Source organism: Pseudodesulfovibrio indicus (assembly GCF_001563225.1).
Classification (GTDB): Bacteria; Desulfobacterota; Desulfovibrionia; order Desulfovibrionales; family Desulfovibrionaceae; genus Pseudodesulfovibrio; species Pseudodesulfovibrio indicus.
Genome location: NZ_CP014206.1, coordinates 2,573,694 through 2,590,795, shown reverse-complemented (window position 1 = coordinate 2,590,795; position 17,102 = coordinate 2,573,694). Strand labels below are relative to the sequence as shown.

Annotated in this window: 21 protein-coding genes and 1 tRNA gene; 15 read left to right on the top strand and 7 right to left on the bottom strand. The window is 61.8% G+C overall.

Annotation, left to right across the window (positions count from 1 at the left end; translation table 11 throughout):
* Nucleotides 1-1,647, bottom strand: a complete 1,647-nt coding sequence (locus AWY79_RS11615) for a CTP synthase (RefSeq protein WP_066803958.1) — start codon at nucleotides 1,645-1,647, stop codon at nucleotides 1-3.
* Between the two features lie 173 nt (nucleotides 1,648-1,820).
* Between AWY79_RS11615 and AWY79_RS11610 the strand changes: the two genes are divergently transcribed.
* The 4 genes from AWY79_RS11610 (at nucleotide 1,821) to AWY79_RS11595 (ending at nucleotide 4,039) form a co-directional block, all read left to right on the top strand.
* Nucleotides 1,821-2,636, top strand: a complete 816-nt coding sequence (locus AWY79_RS11610) for a phosphoribosylformylglycinamidine synthase subunit PurQ (RefSeq protein ID WP_066803956.1) — start codon at nucleotides 1,821-1,823, stop codon at nucleotides 2,634-2,636.
* 61 nt (nucleotides 2,637-2,697) lie between these two features.
* The gene (locus AWY79_RS11605) at nucleotides 2,698-3,132 is read left to right on the top strand and encodes a nucleoside deaminase (protein WP_066807198.1); all 435 of its coding nucleotides are present in this window, start codon (nucleotides 2,698-2,700) and stop codon (nucleotides 3,130-3,132) included.
* Nucleotides 3,133-3,209: 77 nt separating this feature from the next.
* Nucleotides 3,210-3,602, top strand: a complete 393-nt coding sequence (locus tag AWY79_RS11600; protein WP_066803954.1) for a NifB/NifX family molybdenum-iron cluster-binding protein — start codon at nucleotides 3,210-3,212, stop codon at nucleotides 3,600-3,602.
* 341 nt (nucleotides 3,603-3,943) lie between these two features.
* A tRNA-Ser gene (locus tag AWY79_RS11595) sits at nucleotides 3,944-4,039 on the top strand.
* A gap of 114 nt (nucleotides 4,040-4,153) precedes the next feature.
* Here AWY79_RS11595 and AWY79_RS19030 read toward each other — a convergent pair.
* The gene (locus AWY79_RS19030; RefSeq protein ID WP_158509894.1) at nucleotides 4,154-4,360 is read right to left on the bottom strand and encodes a hypothetical protein; all 207 of its coding nucleotides are present in this window, start codon (nucleotides 4,358-4,360) and stop codon (nucleotides 4,154-4,156) included.
* A 48-nt stretch (nucleotides 4,361-4,408) separates the two neighbouring features.
* Nucleotides 4,409-4,609: a membrane protein insertion efficiency factor YidD gene (gene yidD, locus AWY79_RS18375; RefSeq protein ID WP_078063762.1), complete on the bottom strand. Its 201-nt coding sequence runs from the start codon at nucleotides 4,607-4,609 to the stop codon at nucleotides 4,409-4,411.
* 256 nt (nucleotides 4,610-4,865) lie between these two features.
* Here yidD and AWY79_RS11590 point away from each other — a divergent pair, with 256 nt between their 5' ends.
* Nucleotides 4,866-5,693 (top strand): SDR family NAD(P)-dependent oxidoreductase, encoded by an 828-nt coding sequence (locus AWY79_RS11590; RefSeq protein WP_066803953.1) that lies wholly within the window; start codon nucleotides 4,866-4,868, stop codon nucleotides 5,691-5,693.
* A 39-nt stretch (nucleotides 5,694-5,732) separates the two neighbouring features.
* Here AWY79_RS11590 and AWY79_RS11585 read toward each other — a convergent pair whose 3' ends face one another.
* Both AWY79_RS11585 and AWY79_RS11580 read right to left on the bottom strand, forming a co-directional pair.
* A complete protein-coding gene (locus AWY79_RS11585; RefSeq protein ID WP_066803951.1) occupies nucleotides 5,733-6,080 on the bottom strand; it encodes a hypothetical protein in 348 nt (115 codons plus the stop codon).
* A gap of 238 nt (nucleotides 6,081-6,318) precedes the next feature.
* On the bottom strand, nucleotides 6,319-6,630 hold the full coding sequence (locus AWY79_RS11580; protein ID WP_199533815.1) for a TIGR03905 family TSCPD domain-containing protein: 312 nt from the start codon (nucleotides 6,628-6,630) through the stop codon (nucleotides 6,319-6,321).
* A gap of 718 nt (nucleotides 6,631-7,348) precedes the next feature.
* Between AWY79_RS11580 and AWY79_RS11575 the strand changes: the two genes are divergently transcribed.
* The 8 genes from AWY79_RS11575 (at nucleotide 7,349) to AWY79_RS11540 (ending at nucleotide 12,270) form a co-directional block, all read left to right on the top strand.
* On the top strand, nucleotides 7,349-7,603 hold the full coding sequence (locus AWY79_RS11575; RefSeq protein WP_066803940.1) for a hypothetical protein: 255 nt from the start codon (nucleotides 7,349-7,351) through the stop codon (nucleotides 7,601-7,603).
* Between the two features lie 73 nt (nucleotides 7,604-7,676).
* The gene (locus tag AWY79_RS11570; RefSeq protein ID WP_066803937.1) at nucleotides 7,677-8,186 is read left to right on the top strand and encodes a cytochrome P460 family protein; all 510 of its coding nucleotides are present in this window, start codon (nucleotides 7,677-7,679) and stop codon (nucleotides 8,184-8,186) included.
* A gap of 187 nt (nucleotides 8,187-8,373) precedes the next feature.
* The gene (locus tag AWY79_RS11565) at nucleotides 8,374-9,183 is read left to right on the top strand and encodes a ZIP family metal transporter (RefSeq protein ID WP_066803934.1); all 810 of its coding nucleotides are present in this window, start codon (nucleotides 8,374-8,376) and stop codon (nucleotides 9,181-9,183) included.
* 184 nt (nucleotides 9,184-9,367) lie between these two features.
* Nucleotides 9,368-9,685: a DUF190 domain-containing protein gene (locus tag AWY79_RS11560; protein ID WP_066803931.1), complete on the top strand. Its 318-nt coding sequence runs from the start codon at nucleotides 9,368-9,370 to the stop codon at nucleotides 9,683-9,685.
* An 83-nt stretch (nucleotides 9,686-9,768) separates the two neighbouring features.
* Nucleotides 9,769-10,479, top strand: a complete 711-nt coding sequence (locus tag AWY79_RS11555) for a DUF554 domain-containing protein (protein WP_066803928.1) — start codon at nucleotides 9,769-9,771, stop codon at nucleotides 10,477-10,479.
* A gap of 45 nt (nucleotides 10,480-10,524) precedes the next feature.
* A complete protein-coding gene (locus AWY79_RS11550; protein ID WP_066803926.1) occupies nucleotides 10,525-10,848 on the top strand; it encodes an MGMT family protein in 324 nt (107 codons plus the stop codon).
* A 32-nt stretch (nucleotides 10,849-10,880) separates the two neighbouring features.
* The gene (locus AWY79_RS11545; protein ID WP_066803925.1) at nucleotides 10,881-11,768 is read left to right on the top strand and encodes a DMT family transporter; all 888 of its coding nucleotides are present in this window, start codon (nucleotides 10,881-10,883) and stop codon (nucleotides 11,766-11,768) included.
* Between the two features lie 55 nt (nucleotides 11,769-11,823).
* Nucleotides 11,824-12,270 carry a DUF1499 domain-containing protein gene (locus AWY79_RS11540; protein ID WP_066803923.1) on the top strand — a complete coding sequence of 149 codons (447 nt, stop codon included), beginning with the start codon at nucleotides 11,824-11,826 and terminating at the stop codon, nucleotides 12,268-12,270.
* Between the two features lie 64 nt (nucleotides 12,271-12,334).
* Here AWY79_RS11540 and AWY79_RS11535 read toward each other — a convergent pair whose 3' ends face one another.
* Nucleotides 12,335-12,514: a ferredoxin gene (locus tag AWY79_RS11535; protein ID WP_066803920.1), complete on the bottom strand. Its 180-nt coding sequence runs from the start codon at nucleotides 12,512-12,514 to the stop codon at nucleotides 12,335-12,337.
* 160 nt (nucleotides 12,515-12,674) lie between these two features.
* On the opposite strand from AWY79_RS11535, the gene AWY79_RS11530 reads away from it, so the two are divergent.
* Nucleotides 12,675-13,397, top strand: a complete 723-nt coding sequence (locus AWY79_RS11530) for a sulfite exporter TauE/SafE family protein (RefSeq protein WP_066803918.1) — start codon at nucleotides 12,675-12,677, stop codon at nucleotides 13,395-13,397.
* A 145-nt stretch (nucleotides 13,398-13,542) separates the two neighbouring features.
* Complete coding sequence (locus AWY79_RS11525; RefSeq protein ID WP_066803916.1) at nucleotides 13,543-15,765, top strand: CHASE2 domain-containing protein; 2,223 nt, start codon at nucleotides 13,543-13,545, stop codon at nucleotides 15,763-15,765.
* Between the two features lie 46 nt (nucleotides 15,766-15,811).
* Here AWY79_RS11525 and AWY79_RS11520 read toward each other — a convergent pair whose 3' ends face one another.
* The gene (locus tag AWY79_RS11520; protein WP_066803914.1) at nucleotides 15,812-17,074 is read right to left on the bottom strand and encodes an NAD(P)/FAD-dependent oxidoreductase; all 1,263 of its coding nucleotides are present in this window, start codon (nucleotides 17,072-17,074) and stop codon (nucleotides 15,812-15,814) included.
* Nucleotides 17,075-17,102: the final 28 nt, after the last annotated feature.

Genomic DNA, 17,102 nt, shown 5'->3' with positions numbered 1-17,102 from the left:
TTACTTCTTGCCCTTCTTGCCCTTTTCGTCCTTAGAGGCCTTGATGAACTCCCGGAACAGCGGGTGCGGGTTCATGGGGTTGGACTTGAATTCCGGGTGGAACTGGCAGCCCAGGAACCAGGGGTGGCCGGGCAGCTCGACGATCTCCACCAGGGACTCGTCCGGAGCGGTGCCGGACAGGACCATGCCGTTCTGCTCGAACTGCTCGATGTACTTGTTGTTGTACTCGAAGCGATGGCGGTGCCGCTCGTCGATGTTCGTGGTCTTGTAGGCGGCGAAGGCCTTGGTGTCCTTCTTGAGCTTGCAGGGATAGGAACCCAAGCGCATGGTGCCGCCCTTCTCGGATTCCTCGCAGCGGGTTTCGGTCTTCTTGGTGCGGAAATCGTACCACTCCTTCATCAGATAGATGATGTTGTGCGGGGTGGTCTTGTCGAATTCCTCGGAGTTGGCGCCCTCCAGGCCGATGACGTTGCGGGCGAACTCAATGCAGGCGCACTGCATGCCCAGGCAGATGCCGAAGAACGGAATGTTGTTCTCGCGGGCGTGCTTGATGGACAAAATCTTGCCTTCGATGCCTCGCGAGCCGAAGCCGCCGGGCACCAGGATGCCGTCCAGCCCCTTGAGCTTCTTGTCCACGTTGGCCGCCGTGACCTTCTCGGAGTTGACGTACTCCAGCTCCACCTTGACGTCGTTGGCCACGCCGCCGTGGATGAGCGCCTCGTGCAGGCTCTTGTACGCCTCGGTCAGGTCCACGTACTTGCCGACGATGCCGATCTTGACCGACCCCTCGGGGTTGTCCAGGCTGTGAACGAGGTTTTCCCAGGGGGCGAGTTCCGCGTTCTTGGCGGGCAGCTTCAGGAGAATGGCGATCTTCTGGTCCACGCCTTCGTTGTAGAATTCGAGCGGGACCTTGTAGATGGAGTCCACGTCCACGCCGGTGAACACGGCGTCCTGGTCAACGTCGCAGAACAGGGCGATCTTCTTCTTGAGGTCCTCGGGCAGGCGCACTTCGGACCGGGCGATGATGATGTCGGGCTGGATGCCCACGGAGCGCAGCTCCTTGACCGAATGCTGGGTGGGCTTGGTCTTCAGCTCTCCGGCGGCCTTGATGTACGGCACCAGGGTCAGGTGGATGAACAGGACGTTCTCCTTGCCCAGGTCGTTCTTGAGCTGGCGGATGGCCTCCAGGAACGGCTGGCCTTCGATGTCGCCAACGGTGCCGCCGATCTCGATCAGGGCCACGTCCTCGCCGTTGGGCAGGTTGATGACCGCCTCCTTGATGGCGTCGGTGATGTGCGGGATGACCTGCACGGTGCCGCCCAGGTAGTCGCCCCGCCGTTCCTTCTGGATGACGGAGTTGTAGATGGAGCCGGAGGTGTAGTTGTTCTGCTGGCTGAGCGCGGTGCCGAGGTAGCGCTCGTAATGACCGAGGTCCAGATCGGTTTCGGCGCCGTCATCGGTGACGTACACCTCTCCGTGCTGGAAGGGGTTCATCGTCCCCGGGTCGACGTTGATGTAGGGATCGAGTTTCTGGATGGTCGCCTTGAGGCCCCGGGCCTGAAGGAGAGCCCCGATGGATGCTGCGGCCAGTCCCTTGCCCAGAGAGGAAAGAACACCACCGGTAATAAATATGAACTTGGTTTTCATACGTCGAAAAGCCCCTTATTTAAGCTTGAATTAGAAGGATATATCATAACCCGCCTCGCTCGCGGGCCATGTTGACTGTCGTGCGTCGGACACGTATGTTCCGGTCCAGCACATTGCTGCTTTGCAAATTTTGCAGGGTACTGCGACAAAGTCAATACGAAGAGGAGATTTTCATGGCCCGCGTCAACGCCATCGTCATCACCGGATACGGCACCAACTGCGAGAAGGAATCCGCCTACGCCCTGCGGGAGTCTGGTGCGGATAACGCCGATATCGTTTACTTTTCCGATCTCGCTGCGGGCCACGTCCGCATGGACGACTACAACTACCTCCTCTGCCCCGGCGGATTTCTGGACGGCGACGACCTGGGCGCGGCCCAGGCGGCGGCCCTGCGCTGGCGGTGGTCCAACGACGCGGACGGAAAGCCCGTCCTCGACCAGCTGAAGGGATTTTTCGACAAGGGCGGCATCATCCTCGGCATCTGCAACGGGTTCCAGCTGCTCTGCAAGCTCGGCCTGCTCCCGGCCATCGGCGGCAAATACTTCGAACGCCAGGTTTCCCTGTCCTACAACGACTCCGGCCGGTTCGAGGACCGCTGGGTACGGCTCAAGGCAAACCCCGCCTCGCCCTGCGTGTTCACCAAGGGCATCGAATACCTCGACGTGCCCATCCGTCACGGCGAGGGCAAGATCATCCCCATGGACGACGCCACCTTCCAGGCGTTGCAGGACAACAACCTGATCGCGGTCCAGTACGTCCACCCGCAGACCCGCGAGGTGACCCAGGAGTACCCGTACAATCCCAACGGCTCCCCGCTGGGCATCGCCGGGCTGACCGACCCCACCGGGCGCATCCTGGGCCTCATGCCCCACCCCGAGGCCTACAACCACAAGACCAACCATCCGTCCTGGACCCGAGGCACCGACCCGGACATCCCGCTCGGCCTGACCATGCTCGAAGCCGGGGTACGCTATCTGAAGGAAAGGTAGGCCGCCCGTGGCCTGCCCCACCGCGCCCAAGCCGCCCGCCGGGACCACCTGGCGCGGTCTCATGGACGTGGCCTTCGGCGAGGCATGCCTGGCGGCCAAGGCGGGCGAGGCGCCCATCGGCGCGGCCCTGTTCGCCCCGGACGGCACGCTGATCGCCTCGGCCCACAACGGCCCCATCGGCCTGAACGACCCCACCGGCCACGCCGAGGTGCTCTGCCTGCGCAGGGCGGGAGCCGCCGTGGGCAACTACCGGCTCACCGGGACCATCATGGCCGTGACCCTGGAGCCGTGCCTGATGTGCACGGGCGCGCTGCTCCACGCCCGCGTGGCCGGAGTGGTCTTCGCGGCCAGGGACGAGCGGGCCGGAGCCCTGGTCTCGAACCTGGACGGCTGCGCCCTGCCCTTCGCCAACCACCGGCTGTGGACCGTGGAGGGCGTCATGGGCCAGGAATGTTCCGCCCTGCTGAAGCGTTTTTTCCTGGAGCGCAGAAAATAGCGGCCCGCCCTTTACAATCGGGATACGGGCCTTAACTTGCTCCCATCGAAACCCATTCAGATATTCAGGAGAAGCTCATGATAGTAGCATTACCCACCCGCCAAGGCGACATCGACGACCATTTCGGCCACTGCGACCATTACACCCTGATAACGGTCAACGAGGAAAACAAGATCGTCTTCAGCGAGCGCATGGAATCGCCCCAGGGTTGCGGCTGCAAATCCGACATCGCCCCGATCCTGGCCGAGCGCGGCGTCAAGGTCATGCTCGCGGGCAATATGGGCCAGGGCGCGCTGAACATTCTCAAGAAGGCGGGCATCGAGGTCATTCGCGGCTGCTCCGGCCCCATCGACGTGGTCATCAACAAGTGGCTCAAAGGCGAACTCAAGGACAACCAGATCACCTGCGACCACCACGACTGCGACCACCACGACGACGAGCCGGGCCACAGCCACCTCAAGCCGCTCTAGACCGCCGACCCCAACGAAACCGCAAAACGCCTTGTTGCCCACGCAGCAAGGCGTTTTCCCGTTTCCGCAACCAACCGCAACCGACCCCGCACGCCCCCCGCCCGCCCGAAGCCCGACCGTCCCGACCGCAACGGACCACAACCTCCGGCAAACCTCGGCCCCCTTGTCCAAGACATTCGACCGCTCCCTCTTTCCTCACCAATCACCCCACCCTCTCCTCTATCTTCTCCACAATCCGCTCCCGGCAATTCCCCCCTCCAACCGCCCGCAACCCCAAAAGTTGCTTGCCAGCCGCGCCGAGTCTGTTTATATACCCAATTCCACAACGGCGAGAGCCACCAGGAGAGGTAGCGAAGTCCGGCCGTAACGCGCTCGACTCGAAATCGAGTTACGGGTTAATAGCCCGTACGTGGGTTCGAATCCCACCCTCTCCGCCAGAAAATTGAAAGGGTTGCAGCAGCTGCTGCAACCCTTTTTTAAAGCTAGGATGAACGCGTTACTTAGTACGGCTGAACTCTTTGCCCAGCCTCGCACTTCTAGTGTGCCTAAGGCTAATCATCACAACATTTGCGGAAAATGAGCATTTTATAAACAGTGCTTTTAGGCGGCCCTGAGCCAAAGCACCCTTGAGCCTCACTTGTCGTGATATCTTCCATACAATAAAATTCCCACCCCCCATGAGTATGTGAGTTGATCAACTCGCCAAAGCTGGAGATAGCAGACTCGGCTTCACGTTCGTTTTTGATCTGCAGCGCCACCGGTCCAGGGACAGTTTTATACTGATATTGCACAAGCACCTACTCTGTTTAAGGGTAATCAATCCCGCCGTGCGGCGGACGGCACCTCAACAACCGTTTAAATCCGACCAACAAACCTTTGACCAATCCATATTTCTCAATTGCCAAAATCATAAACTCGGAACAAGTCGGTTCAAAGCGACACCGCGCGTGTAACGCGGTCTCGGTCTGCTGATAGCGTCTAATGCACAAAACAACCAATTTCTTCATATTTAACAACACATACCCCGATAGTTCCGACTCAGCAAGTGTTGCGATCGCAATATCTAGGACTTTTAGTATTATTTACGAATACAAACCATGAGTTTACGCATGCGGAAGAAAAACCCAGCCACCACCCTCAAAACCCTGTAACTCCAGAATTTTACAACGCACGAACCACCTTCCGACGTTGCTCCAACATCTTTTCCCCTCCCCCCCCGCACAAAGGGGTTGATCATCCGTCCCTCAGGTGCGAATCTGCCGCATGTCTGCATTTTCCATTGAGAACAAGGTCATCCTGATCACCGGGGCGGGGAACGGGATCGGGAAGGCTGTGGCCGAGGCCTTGCACGCGCGGGGCGGGCGGCTGGTATTGGTCGATCTGGAGTCGGCTGCGTGCGAGCGGCTGGCCGATTCGTTGGGCGGGGACGTGCTCTGCCTGGCGGCGGACGTGACCGACGCCGAGGTGATGGAGCGCGCGGTGCGCGAGGGTTTGGAGCGGTTCGGGCGGCTGGACATGGTCTTTGCCAATGCGGGGATCGTCAACGAGCCCGCCACCGTGGCCAACATGGGCCGGGCCGAGTTCGAGCGGGTCCTGGAGGTCAACCTGATGGGCGCGTACCGGACGGTCAAGCCGTGCCTGCCGCACATCCTGCAAAGCGGCGGGCATATCCTGCTCGCCTCGTCCATCTACGCCTTCATGAACGGGACCACCGCCGCGCCCTACGCCGTGTCCAAGGCCGGAATCGAGATGCTCGGCCGGTCCCTGCGCGGCGAGCTGGCCGGGTCCGGGGCCACGGCGGGCGTCCTGATCCCCGGCTGGGTGCAGACCCGGCTCGCTTCTCCGGCACTGGGCGGCAATCGCATCGCCACCCGCCTTCAGCGCCTCGCCTTTCCCGGCCCCCTCAAATACGCCATCACGCCCGAAACCGTGGCCGAGGCCGTGGTCAGGGGCGTCGAGCGCCGCGCGCCGCGCATCATCGTCCCCCGCCGCTGGGTGCCATTGTTCGTCCTGCGCGGCCTGGTGGCCATGATCCTGGACGCCGTCCTGGACCGCGAGAAGGGTCTCCACAAGCTGATCCGCAAGCTCTGATCCGGCGCGGAAAGCCAGGGCGTCCGGCGGCGGGCCGACCTAGTCCTTGAGCAGCCAGGCCAGCGCTTTGTCTTGGTCGGTAAAGAATTCGAAGAAAAATCCGCGATTGGCGGCGGGAGTTTTGTAGTCGGCGAAGAGGCGAACCTGTTCCGGGGCTATCAGGTGGGCGATCCTGTTTCCCTGGAAGATAAACCCCGAGCTTTCGATGTGCTTCGCCAACTGCACCGATTCGAAATAACTGAGCTCGATTCGGGCCTGTCGGCAATCGATCAGGATGCGCTTCAGACCAAGCTCCTCCGCCTTCTGCCGAAAGGAAATGCCGAACTCCAGCGCGTCGTCCTTCTTGGAGATGACGCCCTGAACCGTCACGCACAGGTGATCGCCCATATTATCTATGGAGTAGCTGACCGACATCGTTTTCCTTTACGATGGGGAAGTTTGTGCAAGGGAGGCTATTCCCCTGCCCCGGGCAGGTCAATAGGGGATTCGGCCCGTTTGCGGGCTTTGCTCCCGGTCGATGCCTGAAACGCGATGAACGCACCCGATCAAAAAAAAGAAGCCCCGAATCGCCGGATTCGGGGCTTTGTCGTTTCATGTTCCCGGCCGACACCGGGGACGGCGGGGGCTACCGCTTGTTCTTGCCCAGGTACTCGGTCAGGGCCTGGCAGAACTGGTCCACGCAGGAGGTGGACTTGGAGCCGCAGGTGATGCCGCTGAAGCGGTCGATGACGAAGTCCACGTTCATGCCCTCGATCATGGAGGCGATGGCCTTGAGATTGCCCTCGCAACCTCCGGCGAAGTGGACGTAGTCGATGGAGCCGTTGTCCACCACGAAATCGATTTCCTTGGTGCAGACGTTGGCTTCGGGAACGAAATGTTCGACCTTGTTGCGAAGGGAGTGGGTGCGGACCATGGGGGCCACTTGTAGATTTTCCATGTCTATACAATCCATTTTGATAAAAGATTCAGACCGGATATCCGGTCGAGATCAACGTTCGCCCTTCCTTGCGGCATGCCGACACACGGCGCAGGACATTGACGGCCCTCGACGGTCCAGCCGGACCGCCGGAGAGAGCTCGCGTCTTCCGTTCGGACAGAGACGATTCCTCAACGAACGTGCGAAAACGGGGGCGAACCGGTTCGTTTTCGCGGCAGAGAAGGAAGGATCGCAACCTCCCGAGGGGTACTCCGGGTTTGCCGTCGGACATCCGCAACACCTGTCCGCGCAACCAAACCCATTCGTTCCGGGGAGCCTGTCAGCCCCGCTTGTTCCATTTTTCCCATGCCGTGGTTCGATTGGAACGAGCGGATCACAAATCCCGAAAACCCTCTCTGCAAAACGGCGCAGACGGAATAACCAACCGCGCCGGGAGAGTTCAACTACAGAAACTCAAATGGCATGTCAAACGCCAATTGTGAAACGCGGCACATTTACTAACCGGCTGATCCGATTGATATCAACTGCCGGTGACATGAGACGCGAAACAACTGTTTGAGACCATTCCCTTTTCACTGGAATGATCGGGCAGCCGCACAAAGTGTTTCTTTGCATTCGAATTCGGATAGAGTATATTCTTTCCGGTGAAGATAGGCTGCCCGCTGCTCCACGGCCGGCCTCGACGCGCGCCCGCAGGCCCGTCCGGCCCGGAGAAGACATGGAAAACCTTGTGGCCGCGTCCGGCGGCGTCATTTGGCTGGCCCTTTCCCTGCTGTCTCTCGTCCTGTGTCTCTTCCTTGCCTTGGCACCGCTCTTCGTCTGGAAATGGACCAAGGCGACCAAGGAGGAGACCACCAGGCTCAACGACAACCTCATCGTGCTGGTGACCATGCTCAAACGGTGGGAGACGCGCTATCTGCTGGTGGACGGCGAGCAACCACCCAAGAGCGAAGGCGAGCGGCTGCACAGGTAGCCCTCGGCCCGCCGCCATTCCGTCCGCGCGCAGTCTGGGCCTTTTGCTCGAAACAACCCACGGAGGAATTCGAATGAAAAGAACCGCTCGTCTGTCGGCATTGGCCCTGCTCCTGCTGGCCGCTTCCATTGCCTGGGCCGGGGGCATGACCGCGCCCTCCCCCAACGGGATGACCATCCCCGAAGGCTTTGAGAACTGGCCGGTGATTTCCGTTTCGCATCGCGTGGACAATCACACCCTGAGAGTGATCCTGGGCAACGACATCGCCGTCGAGGCGGCGCGCGGCGGAAAGACCGACCCGTGGCCCGACGGAGCCGTGCTCGCCAAGGTCGTGTGGAAGGAAAGGCCCGAAGAGGCCTGGCCCGACGCCATCGTCCCGGACAAGCTGGTGCACGTCGAATTCATGCACAAGGACGCGGCGAAGTACGCCGGGAACGGAACCGGTTGGGGCTGGGCTCGGTGGCTTGGCCCGGAACTCAAGCCCTACGGCGCGGACGTTTCCGTGGAAAACGAATGCATAGACTGCCACGTCCCGGTAGAGGAGCGGGACTGGGTGTACACGATTCCGGCCCGGTTCCCCTAGGCCGGGACCCGAAACAACCGGAAACCCGGCTAAGGCACGGCGCGGAAGGTGCGCCTCGAACCGTAGTCCGTTTCATTCGGCGCGCTGCCCGCCCTATTCCGCGCCGGATCGATAGTGTATAGACGACGGCCGTCTCTTTCGGATAGGGTTTCCCAATCGACACACCACCCGGAAGGAGCCGTAACGAATGCAGTGGTTTGCGGAACAGAACGCCATATTCCAGGCCTTTCTGGCCACCCTCTTCACCTGGGGGGTGACCGCCATGGGCGCCGCCCTGGTGTTCCTGGCCAAGGATTTCTCCAAGAAAATGCTGGACGTCATGCTGGGGTTCGCCGGGGGCGTGATGATGGCCGCCAGCTACTGGTCCCTGCTCGCCCCGGCCATCGAGATGAGCGGCGACTTGGGCACATGGTCCTTTGTCCCCGCCGCAGTGGGGTTCGTGCTGGGCGCGGCCTTCCTGCGCCTGGTGGACGTCTTCCTGCCCCACCTGCACCTGAACGCGCCCATGTCAGAGGCCGAAGGCGTGAAGACCAGCTGGCAGCGCAGCACCCTGCTGGTCACCGCCATCACCCTGCACAACATCCCGGAGGGGCTGGCCGTGGGCGTCGCCTTCGGCGCGGTGGCCGCCGGGCTCGATTCCGCCAGCCTGGCCGGGGCCGTGTCCCTGGCCCTCGGCATCGGCATCCAGAACTTTCCCGAAGGCACGGCGGTCTCGGTTCCCCTGCGCCGCGAGGGCATGTCGCGCATGAAGGCGTTCCTCTACGGCCAGGCGTCCGGCATGGTCGAGCCCGTGGCCGCGGTGCTCGGCGCGGCGGCGGTGCTGTTCATGCGCCCCGTGCTGCCCTACGCCCTGGCCTTTGCCGCCGGAGCCATGATCTTCGTGGTCGTGGAAGAGGTCATCCCGGAGTCCCAGGCCTCGGGCAACGGCGACCTGGCGACCATGGGCGTGGTCTCCGGCTTCACCCTGATGATGGCCCTGGATGTGGCGCTCGGCTAGGATTCACGCCATAAAGCTCTTTACTCTCAGACTGTTGCATTCGACCATCCCAGCCCTCAAGTTTTTCGTTGAGTCCGGCCACTGCCGGGTGTAGCCTCAAGTCACCGAAGCGGGACACCACCCGCGGAGCCATCCGACAACCTGTCCGTGCGGACGGAGACGAAAGCCATCGGAGATTGATGCGATGCAAGGATATTTCATTACCTTTTTCACCCAGCAGAGCCGCGAGCACGAAGGCATGCCCATAGCCACATGGATCGTCGAGGCGGCCCGGGCGATCGGCGTGCGCGGCGCGACCCTGTTCTCGGGCCGGGAGGGATTCGGGCACGACGGCCGGTTCCATTCCGACAACTTCTTCGACCTCGACGACCCGCCCGTACAGGTGGCCCTGGCCCTGACCGGCGAGGAATGCGACGCGCTCCTGACCCGGTGCGCCGAGAGCAACCTCCGCGTGTTCTACACCAGGTCGGAGATCGAGTTCGGCTTCACCTCGGACGGCTAGCGCCTCCCTGCCGGGGGCGCGTCTTCTCTTTTCACTCACGCCAATAACGGACGCCGACCGGCGGCCGAAATAAGGATTTGTTCATGATCGGTCCTCTCGTCAACGGTGCCGCGCTGATCGCAGGCAGCGCGGCCGGGGCGCTTCTCGGCCCCAAACTGAGCTTGAACCTGCGGGTCAAGATGCCCATGGTCTTCGGTTGCGCCTCCATGGGGCTGGGCGTGGCCATGATCGTCAAGGTCAAATTCCTGGCCCCGGTGGTCCTGGCCCTGGTGGTCGGCTCGGTCCTGGGCGAACTCATCCAACTCGAATCCCTGATCCAGAAGGGCGCTGGCAAGACGCGCAAGGTCATCGACAAGATCGTCCGGCCCACCGGAGACCTGTCTCAGGAGGAATTCCTGGACAAGTTCGTGGCCCTGCTGGTCCTCTTCTGCCTGAGCGGCACCGGCATCTACGGCGCCATGAGCGAGGGCATGACCGGCGATCCCACCCTGCTCATCGTCAAGGCCATCCTCGATCTGTTCACGGCCCCCATCTTCGCCTCCACCATGGGGCTCTCGGTGGGCATCCTGGTCATCCCCCAGCTGACGGTCCAGGCCCTGCTCTATTACCTCTCGTCCCTGATCCTGCCCCTGACCACCCCTGACATGCTGGCCGACTTCTCGGCCTGCGGCGGGCTGATCATGCTGGCCACGGGATTCCGCATCTGCGGCATCAAGCAGTTCCCGGTTGCGGGCATGATCCCGGCCCTGCTGCTGGTCATGCCCCTGTCCGCCCTTTGGGTGCGACTCTTCTGATCACCACCCTTGCTTCGGCAGGGGGTTGCGATTTATCAGGAAGCCATGCAGTCCGCGTTCACCAGAAAAACCATCGACGCCATCCTGTCCATTCCCTGGGGCAAGGTCTCGACCTACGGCGACGTGGCCGCCATGGCGGGCAACCGCCGGGGCGCGCGTCAGGTGGCTCGGGTGCTGCATTCCTGCTCGCGCACCGAGGGATTGCCCTGGCACCGGGTCGTGAACCGCGAAGGGCGAATCTCCCTCGACCCCATGCAGGGCGGCGATCTCCAGAAGCGCCTCCTAATAGACGAAGGCGTGGAGTTCAACCGAAGCGGCCGCATCGACCTAGCCCTGTACGGCTGGTTCCGCGCACCGGCCATCCCCTAGCCCCAACGCATTCCAACGACCAGGACCTCCCCATGACCGATTCCCGCGTTGCCGGATTCCTTTTCGCCCTCATGGCCGTGACCATCTGGTCCGGCAACTTCATCATCGCCAGCGGATTCGTGGAGGACATCCCGCCCATCACCCTGGCCGCGCTGCGCTGGGTCACGGCCTCGCTGATCTTCGTCCCCTTCGCCTGGCGGGGCATGCAGCGGGACATGCAATCCCTCCTCGACAACCGGTGGGCCATAGCGGGCGCCGCCCTGACCGGCGTGACCCTGTTCAACACCCTGGTCTACGTCAGCGCCAGGACCACGGATACGGTGAACATGGCCCTGCTCGGGTCCACCACACCGGTCTTCGTGGTCATCCTGGCGCGCATCTTTCTGAAGGAACGGATATCCCCGGCCCGCGCCGCAGGACTGGCCATCGCCATCTGCGGCATGCTGACCATCGCCACGCGAGGGTCCCTGGACACCCTGCTCCATCTGACCTTCCGGGTGGGCGACGTCTGGATGCTCCTGGCCGGATTCCTGTGGGCCATCTACTCCATCCTGGTCAAACGCAAGCCGATCACCATCAGCCGGAACTCCTATCTCGGCGCGACCTTCCTGCTCGGCGCGATCCCGCTCATTCCCGCCGCCCTGATCGAGCAGCAGTTCCACGTTCCCTGGGCCGTGACGCCGGCCATTGTCGGGGCCGTGCTCTACGTCGGCATCGGCGCATCCCTGGCCGCCTTCTTTCTCTGGAATTCCGCAATCATGATCATCGGTCCGGGAACCGCCGCCCTGTTTCAGTATTTCATCCCCGTATTCAGCGGCATCGGGGCGTTCTTCCTGCTCGGAAAGCCCATCACCCTGGTGCACGGGGCCGGATTCGTGCTCATATTCGGCGGCGTGGCCCTGGCCACCCGTCCTCGTTGACCACAGTGGGGAAAGGGGTTGCCTTTTTCCCCGATTTCACAATAGATTGACGACCATGAAAAAGACACTTCCGCTCATCCTGTCCGTTGCCGCCCTGTTCGCGCTCATCGCCTGCTCCAGCAAGGTCCCTGACCTGGGCATGCAGCAGGGCCGTTTCGCCCTTTGTCAGGAAGGCGCGGACTGCGTCTCCTCCCAGGCCACGAACGAAAAACACCGCATCGAGCCGTTCCAGGCCCGTGGAGACGCCAACAAGGTCATGGTCGACCTGGGCAACGCCGTGGAGTCCATCTTCGGCGGCAAGGTGCTGGAGACCGAGGGCAACTACCTGCGGGCGGAGTTCAAGAGCTCCATTCTTCGCACCATGGACGATGCCGAGTTCTACTACGACGAGCAGGCCGGGGTGGTCGAAGTGCATGCCGTTTCCCGGGGCGAGACCCTGGACTTCAGCGACAACCGCGACCGCATGGAAGAGCTGCGGGTCATCTTCGCGGGCATGCAATAGACGACTTTTGCCGAGCGCAAAAAAAGACCGCCATGGGCGGTCTTTTTTTTGACTGTCGGGCCGGTTATTTGGAAATGGCCTCGTTGGGACAGGTCTCGATGGCCTCGTCCACGCAATCCTTGGTGGAATTGGGATCGATGACGGTTGCCTTTTCCCCGTCGTCGTCCATCTCGAAAACCTCAGGACAAATCTCGACGCAAGATTCACAACCGATGCATTCATCCTGATCGATAACAATGGGCATAATCAACCTCCTGCAATATTGGAATTAGTTAAAAATGGTTTCACTTTTGCCGTTATCTATACCCTGCGAGGCATTTTGGTGGCAACCGTTTTCACGCTATTTTTTGGCGGGACCGTCATTCCCGTTGGCAGCCCGAGGCAAATAGAGTACCCACCCGTCCATGCCTGAATCCATCGCCATCATCGCCATCGTCCTCGTCGCCGCCTTTGTCCAGGGACTGACCGGTTTCGGATTCGGCCTCATCGCGCTCCCGCTGCTGGGGTTCTTCCTGAACATCAAGACCAGCATCCCGCTGATGGTGCTGTTGGCCGTCATCATCAGCTTCTACCTCAGCATCAGGTTGCGCAATCACATTGATCTCAAATGCATTTTCACACTGCTGCTGGCCACCCTGCCCGGCATCCCGCTGGGCGTGTACGTGCTCAAGCAGGTCTCGCCCCAGACCCTGTCCATCGTGCTCGGCGTGATCATGATCGCCTTCACCAGTCATCAGCTGATCGTCCGGCCCAAGCCCCTGCACCTGGGCCGCGCGGTGACGGTTCTGGCCGGATTCGCCTGCGGCGTGCTCAGCGCGAGCATCGGGGCGGGCGGCCCGCCGGTGATCATCTACACGGCCATCCAGCCCTGGCCCAAGGACAAGGCCAAGGCCACCCTCGCCCTGTACTTCACCATTTCCGGGCTCATGGTCATCCTGTCCCACGCCCTGTCCGGGATGATCACCCGCGAGGTGCTCTCCCTGTACGCAATGTCCCTGCCCACCCTGATCCTGGGCATCTACCTCGGGACCCAGGCATACAAGCACATCTCTGACCACGGCTATCGCAGGCTCGCCTTCGTGCTGGTCTTCCTGCTCGGCTGCATGCTTCTCTACCGCAACATCTGACGACCGCAACGGCCCGGATTCAAGGCAGGCGGAGACCCGCATCGGCCCGTCCCGAAAAAGACGGTTCCGATGGCGGGTTTTTCTTTATGCTTTATCAATTATCTGCAATAAGAATGGGGAACTACTACAAGCACGGCCAGAAAACATGCTCAACTTACTGAAACGCCTTTTCAAGAAAGACCAGTTGATACTCCTGGCGGCGGGCACTTGCGTCACGCTCACCATGATCGCGTTCTTCCTGCACCAGCCGAAATTCCTGCATCTGCTCAATCTCAAGATATACGACCACTATTTGCGGCAGTACCACCAGCCCGCAGCCACCGATGTCCCGGTGATCATCGACCTGGACGAAAAGAGCCTGGCCGAGTTGGGACAGTGGCCCTGGCCGCGCTACAGAGTGGCCATGCTGCTCAAGTTCCTCACGGCCTACGGGGCCGTGGGCGTGGCCTCCGACATCATCTACGGCGAACCGGACCGGACCTCGCCCACGATCATGCAGCGCGACGTCAAGCGCGAGCTGGGCATCGACATGGGATTCCAGAACCTGCCCGAAGACCTGCTCGACTACGACAAGCTCCTGGCCTTCAATCTCAAGGACGGCCCGTTCATCCTGGGCTTCGACTTCATCCGCACACTGGACGAGCACAGCGGGTTGGCGTCCCGCGAAGACTGCTATGTCCGGCCCGCCAAGGTGGCCGTGCTGTCGCCTCCGGGCGCGCCGTCGCCCCAGGACGTGCTGCCCCAGGCCGAGGGCATGATCTGCCCCATCGCCCCCCTGGCCAAGGCCGCCCCGGAAAGCGGCTTCATCACCATCACCCCTGACCTGGACTCCGTGTACCGCAGGGTCCCCCTGCTCTACACCTGCAACGGCGAGATCTACGCCAGCCTTGCCCTGGCCACGCTCATGCAGGCCTCGGGCCAGAAAAGCATCATCCTCAAGATGTCCACCCTGGGGATCGAGTCCATCAAGTTCAACGGCATAGTCATCCCCACGGACGCCAGGGGCCAGATGCTGATCAACTACCGGGGCGGGTCCCGGACCTTCGAATACATTTCCGCCTCGGACGTTCTCAACCGCAAGCTCGAGCCCGGTCGGCTGGCGGGCAAGATCGCCTTCATCGGGACCTCTTCCTCGGGCCTCAAGGATATCCGCGCCACCCCACTGGACCCCGGTTTTCCCGGCGTGGAAGCCCACGCGACCATCGTCGACAATATCCTTTCCGAGCAGCTCCTGTCCGTCCCGGACTGGGCCCCAGGCATGGAGTTCCTGGGCATGCTCGCGGGCGGCCTGGTGACCACCTTCCTGCTCATGTGGGCCAGGGCGTCCTGGATCATCCTGCCCCTGATCGGCATGGGGTACGCCATGTGGTACGGCTCGGTCCTGCTCTACGAGGAGCAGCGCTACTTTCTCTCGCCCATGTACTCGTACATCACCCTGGCCCTGACCTTCACCACCCTGACCATCATCAAATTCTGGCGCGAGGAGGCGGCCAAGCGATTCATCCACGGTGCCTTTGCCCACTACCTCGCTCCGTCCGTCATCTCGCAGATCATGGACAACCCGGAAGCCCTCTCCCTGGAGGGCCAGGAGAAGGACATCACCATCCAGTTCTCGGACGTGCGCAGCTTCACCTCCCTGTCCGAAAAGCTCACGCCGACGCAGGTGACGAACCTGCTCCACGACTATCTGACTCCCATGACCCGGATCATCACCGAGCACGAGGGCACCCTGGACAAATTCATCGGCGACGCGGTCATGGCCTTCTGGAACGCCCCACTGGACATCGAGAACCACCAGGAAAAGGCGCTCCGCGCGGCCCTGGCGCAACAGGACAAGCTCATCGAACTCAACGAGGAGTTCCTGACCAAATACGGCTTCACCATCGCCGTCGGCATAGGCATCCACTCCGGTCCGGTGCGGGTGGGCAACATGGGGTCCGCCGACCTCTTCGACTACACGCTCATCGGCGACAACGTGAACCTCGCATCGAGACTGGAAGGGCTGACCAAGTACTACGGCCAGAAGCTGGTGGTCAGCCAGAACATCGTGGACGCCTGCGGAGACGGGTTCGTCTTCCGCATCCTCGACCGCGTGCGGGTCAAGGGCAAGGAGGAGCCGGTGACCATCTACACCGCCTACACCCCGGAGGAGGCCGAGGAGCGCAAGGAGGAGCTGACGACCTACAACCAGGCCCACGAGGCCTACGTCGCCCAGGATTTCGCCAAGGCGCTCGAACTCTTCGCAAAGGTCGCGGAACTGGGAAACGAACGGGTGCTCTGCGACATGTATATCGAACGGTGCGAGCACCTCATTGAGAACCCGCCCGACTGCCACTGGGACTGCGTGTTCACCCACAAGACCAAATAAAAAGAGCCGCCCGAAGGCGGCTCTTTTCATTCACTCGAAACCCGGTTTAGGGGTTGTTCATCATGGCCTCGATGAAGCTGTCGGGCCACAGCGCCGGTGAGGGATCGCCCTCCATGAGCCGTTCCTTGCCCTCGGCGTCCAGTTCGAAGCCGTTCTTGATGAAGCTGGTGTAGAAACCGGCCGCGTCGATCTCCCCGATGAGGATGCAACCGGCCAGGACGTTGTCCTTGAAGATCAGCTTGCGGTACACGGACCGATCGCGGTCCAGGTACACGGCGGTTTCGTAGGCTTCGTCGTCGGCCAGGTTGGTCTCGCCCACGGAGATGGTCGGCAGACCGTAGTAGGTGATGGAGTTCATGGACAACCCGCCGGTGTAGGGGGACTCGGCCCCGGCCATGTTCAGCCCGGCGTAGCGGCCCTGGGTGTAGGCGTTGGGCCAGATGGGACGGACGGTGTATTCGCCGGTCAGCAGGTCCTTGGCCTCGGCCACGTCGCCCGCGGCGAAGATATCCGCGTCGCTGGTGGCCATGTAGTCGTTCACGCGGATGCCCTGATTGGTGGTCAGCCCGGCCTGGGCGGCCAGCCCCATGTTCGGGCGCACGCCCGCGGCCACGATGACCACGTCCGCCTCGACCAGGCCCGCGTCGGTGTCCACGCCCTTGATGGTCCCGTCGTCGTAGCGCACGATCTGTTTGGTGCCGGTCCCCTGGAGGAAACGGATGCCGTTCTTCTCCAGATGATTGACGATCAGCTCACCGGCGGTCTCGTCGAAATAGGTGCGCATGATCCGGGAGCGGACAACGATGGTCACTTCCACGCCCTTCTCGGCAAATCCTTCGGCCGCCTTGAGGGCGATCAGGCCGGCGCCGATGACAACAACCTTCTTGACCTTGTCCACCAGTTCCTTGAGGGTCTCGGCATGGGCCACGGTGGTGAAGTTGTGGACGCCGGGGCCTTCGATGCCGGGCAGGCTTGGCCGGACCGGGGTGCCGCCCGTGGCCAGCAGCAGCTTGTCATATTTCACGGTGTCGCCGCAGTCGAGGGTCAGGACCTTGTTCCCGGTGTCCAGGGACAGGACGCGGGAACCGAGACGCATGACGACCCCGTTCTTTTCGTAGAATTCCTCGGGACGAAACGGCAAGGTCTCGAATTTGATCTTGTCCGAAAGATAGTAGGAGATGAGAGGACGCCCGTAGGTGGGCACGGCCTCGTCGCTGATGACCGTGATGGAACCGGACTTGTCGTGCTGGCGAATGCCTTCGATGGCTCCGATGGCGGAAACACCGTTTCCTACAATTACGTAATCCATTCAAATCTCCTCTTCATCGACATCGCAA

Coding starts and splice junctions, on each gene's coding strand:
- AWY79_RS11615 (WP_066803958.1), bottom strand. CDS start 1,647: ATGAAAACCAAGTTCATATTTATTACCGGTGGTGTTCTTTCCTCTCTG.
- AWY79_RS11610 (WP_066803956.1), top strand. CDS start 1,821: ATGGCCCGCGTCAACGCCATCGTCATCACCGGATACGGCACCAACTGC.
- AWY79_RS11605 (WP_066807198.1), top strand. CDS start 2,698: ATGGACGTGGCCTTCGGCGAGGCATGCCTGGCGGCCAAGGCGGGCGAG.
- AWY79_RS11600 (WP_066803954.1), top strand. CDS start 3,210: ATGATAGTAGCATTACCCACCCGCCAAGGCGACATCGACGACCATTTC.
- yidD (WP_078063762.1), bottom strand. CDS start 4,609: ATGAAGAAATTGGTTGTTTTGTGCATTAGACGCTATCAGCAGACCGAG.
- AWY79_RS11590 (WP_066803953.1), top strand. CDS start 4,866: ATGTCTGCATTTTCCATTGAGAACAAGGTCATCCTGATCACCGGGGCG.
- AWY79_RS11585 (WP_066803951.1), bottom strand. CDS start 6,080: ATGGGCGATCACCTGTGCGTGACGGTTCAGGGCGTCATCTCCAAGAAG.
- AWY79_RS11580 (WP_199533815.1), bottom strand. CDS start 6,630: ATGGAAAATCTACAAGTGGCCCCCATGGTCCGCACCCACTCCCTTCGC.
- AWY79_RS11575 (WP_066803940.1), top strand. CDS start 7,349: ATGGAAAACCTTGTGGCCGCGTCCGGCGGCGTCATTTGGCTGGCCCTT.
- AWY79_RS11570 (WP_066803937.1), top strand. CDS start 7,677: ATGAAAAGAACCGCTCGTCTGTCGGCATTGGCCCTGCTCCTGCTGGCC.
- AWY79_RS11565 (WP_066803934.1), top strand. CDS start 8,374: ATGCAGTGGTTTGCGGAACAGAACGCCATATTCCAGGCCTTTCTGGCC.
- AWY79_RS11560 (WP_066803931.1), top strand. CDS start 9,368: ATGCAAGGATATTTCATTACCTTTTTCACCCAGCAGAGCCGCGAGCAC.
- AWY79_RS11555 (WP_066803928.1), top strand. CDS start 9,769: ATGATCGGTCCTCTCGTCAACGGTGCCGCGCTGATCGCAGGCAGCGCG.
- AWY79_RS11550 (WP_066803926.1), top strand. CDS start 10,525: ATGCAGTCCGCGTTCACCAGAAAAACCATCGACGCCATCCTGTCCATT.
- AWY79_RS11545 (WP_066803925.1), top strand. CDS start 10,881: ATGACCGATTCCCGCGTTGCCGGATTCCTTTTCGCCCTCATGGCCGTG.
- AWY79_RS11540 (WP_066803923.1), top strand. CDS start 11,824: ATGAAAAAGACACTTCCGCTCATCCTGTCCGTTGCCGCCCTGTTCGCG.
- AWY79_RS11535 (WP_066803920.1), bottom strand. CDS start 12,514: ATGCCCATTGTTATCGATCAGGATGAATGCATCGGTTGTGAATCTTGC.
- AWY79_RS11530 (WP_066803918.1), top strand. CDS start 12,675: ATGCCTGAATCCATCGCCATCATCGCCATCGTCCTCGTCGCCGCCTTT.
- AWY79_RS11525 (WP_066803916.1), top strand. CDS start 13,543: ATGCTCAACTTACTGAAACGCCTTTTCAAGAAAGACCAGTTGATACTC.
- AWY79_RS11520 (WP_066803914.1), bottom strand. CDS start 17,074: ATGGATTACGTAATTGTAGGAAACGGTGTTTCCGCCATCGGAGCCATC.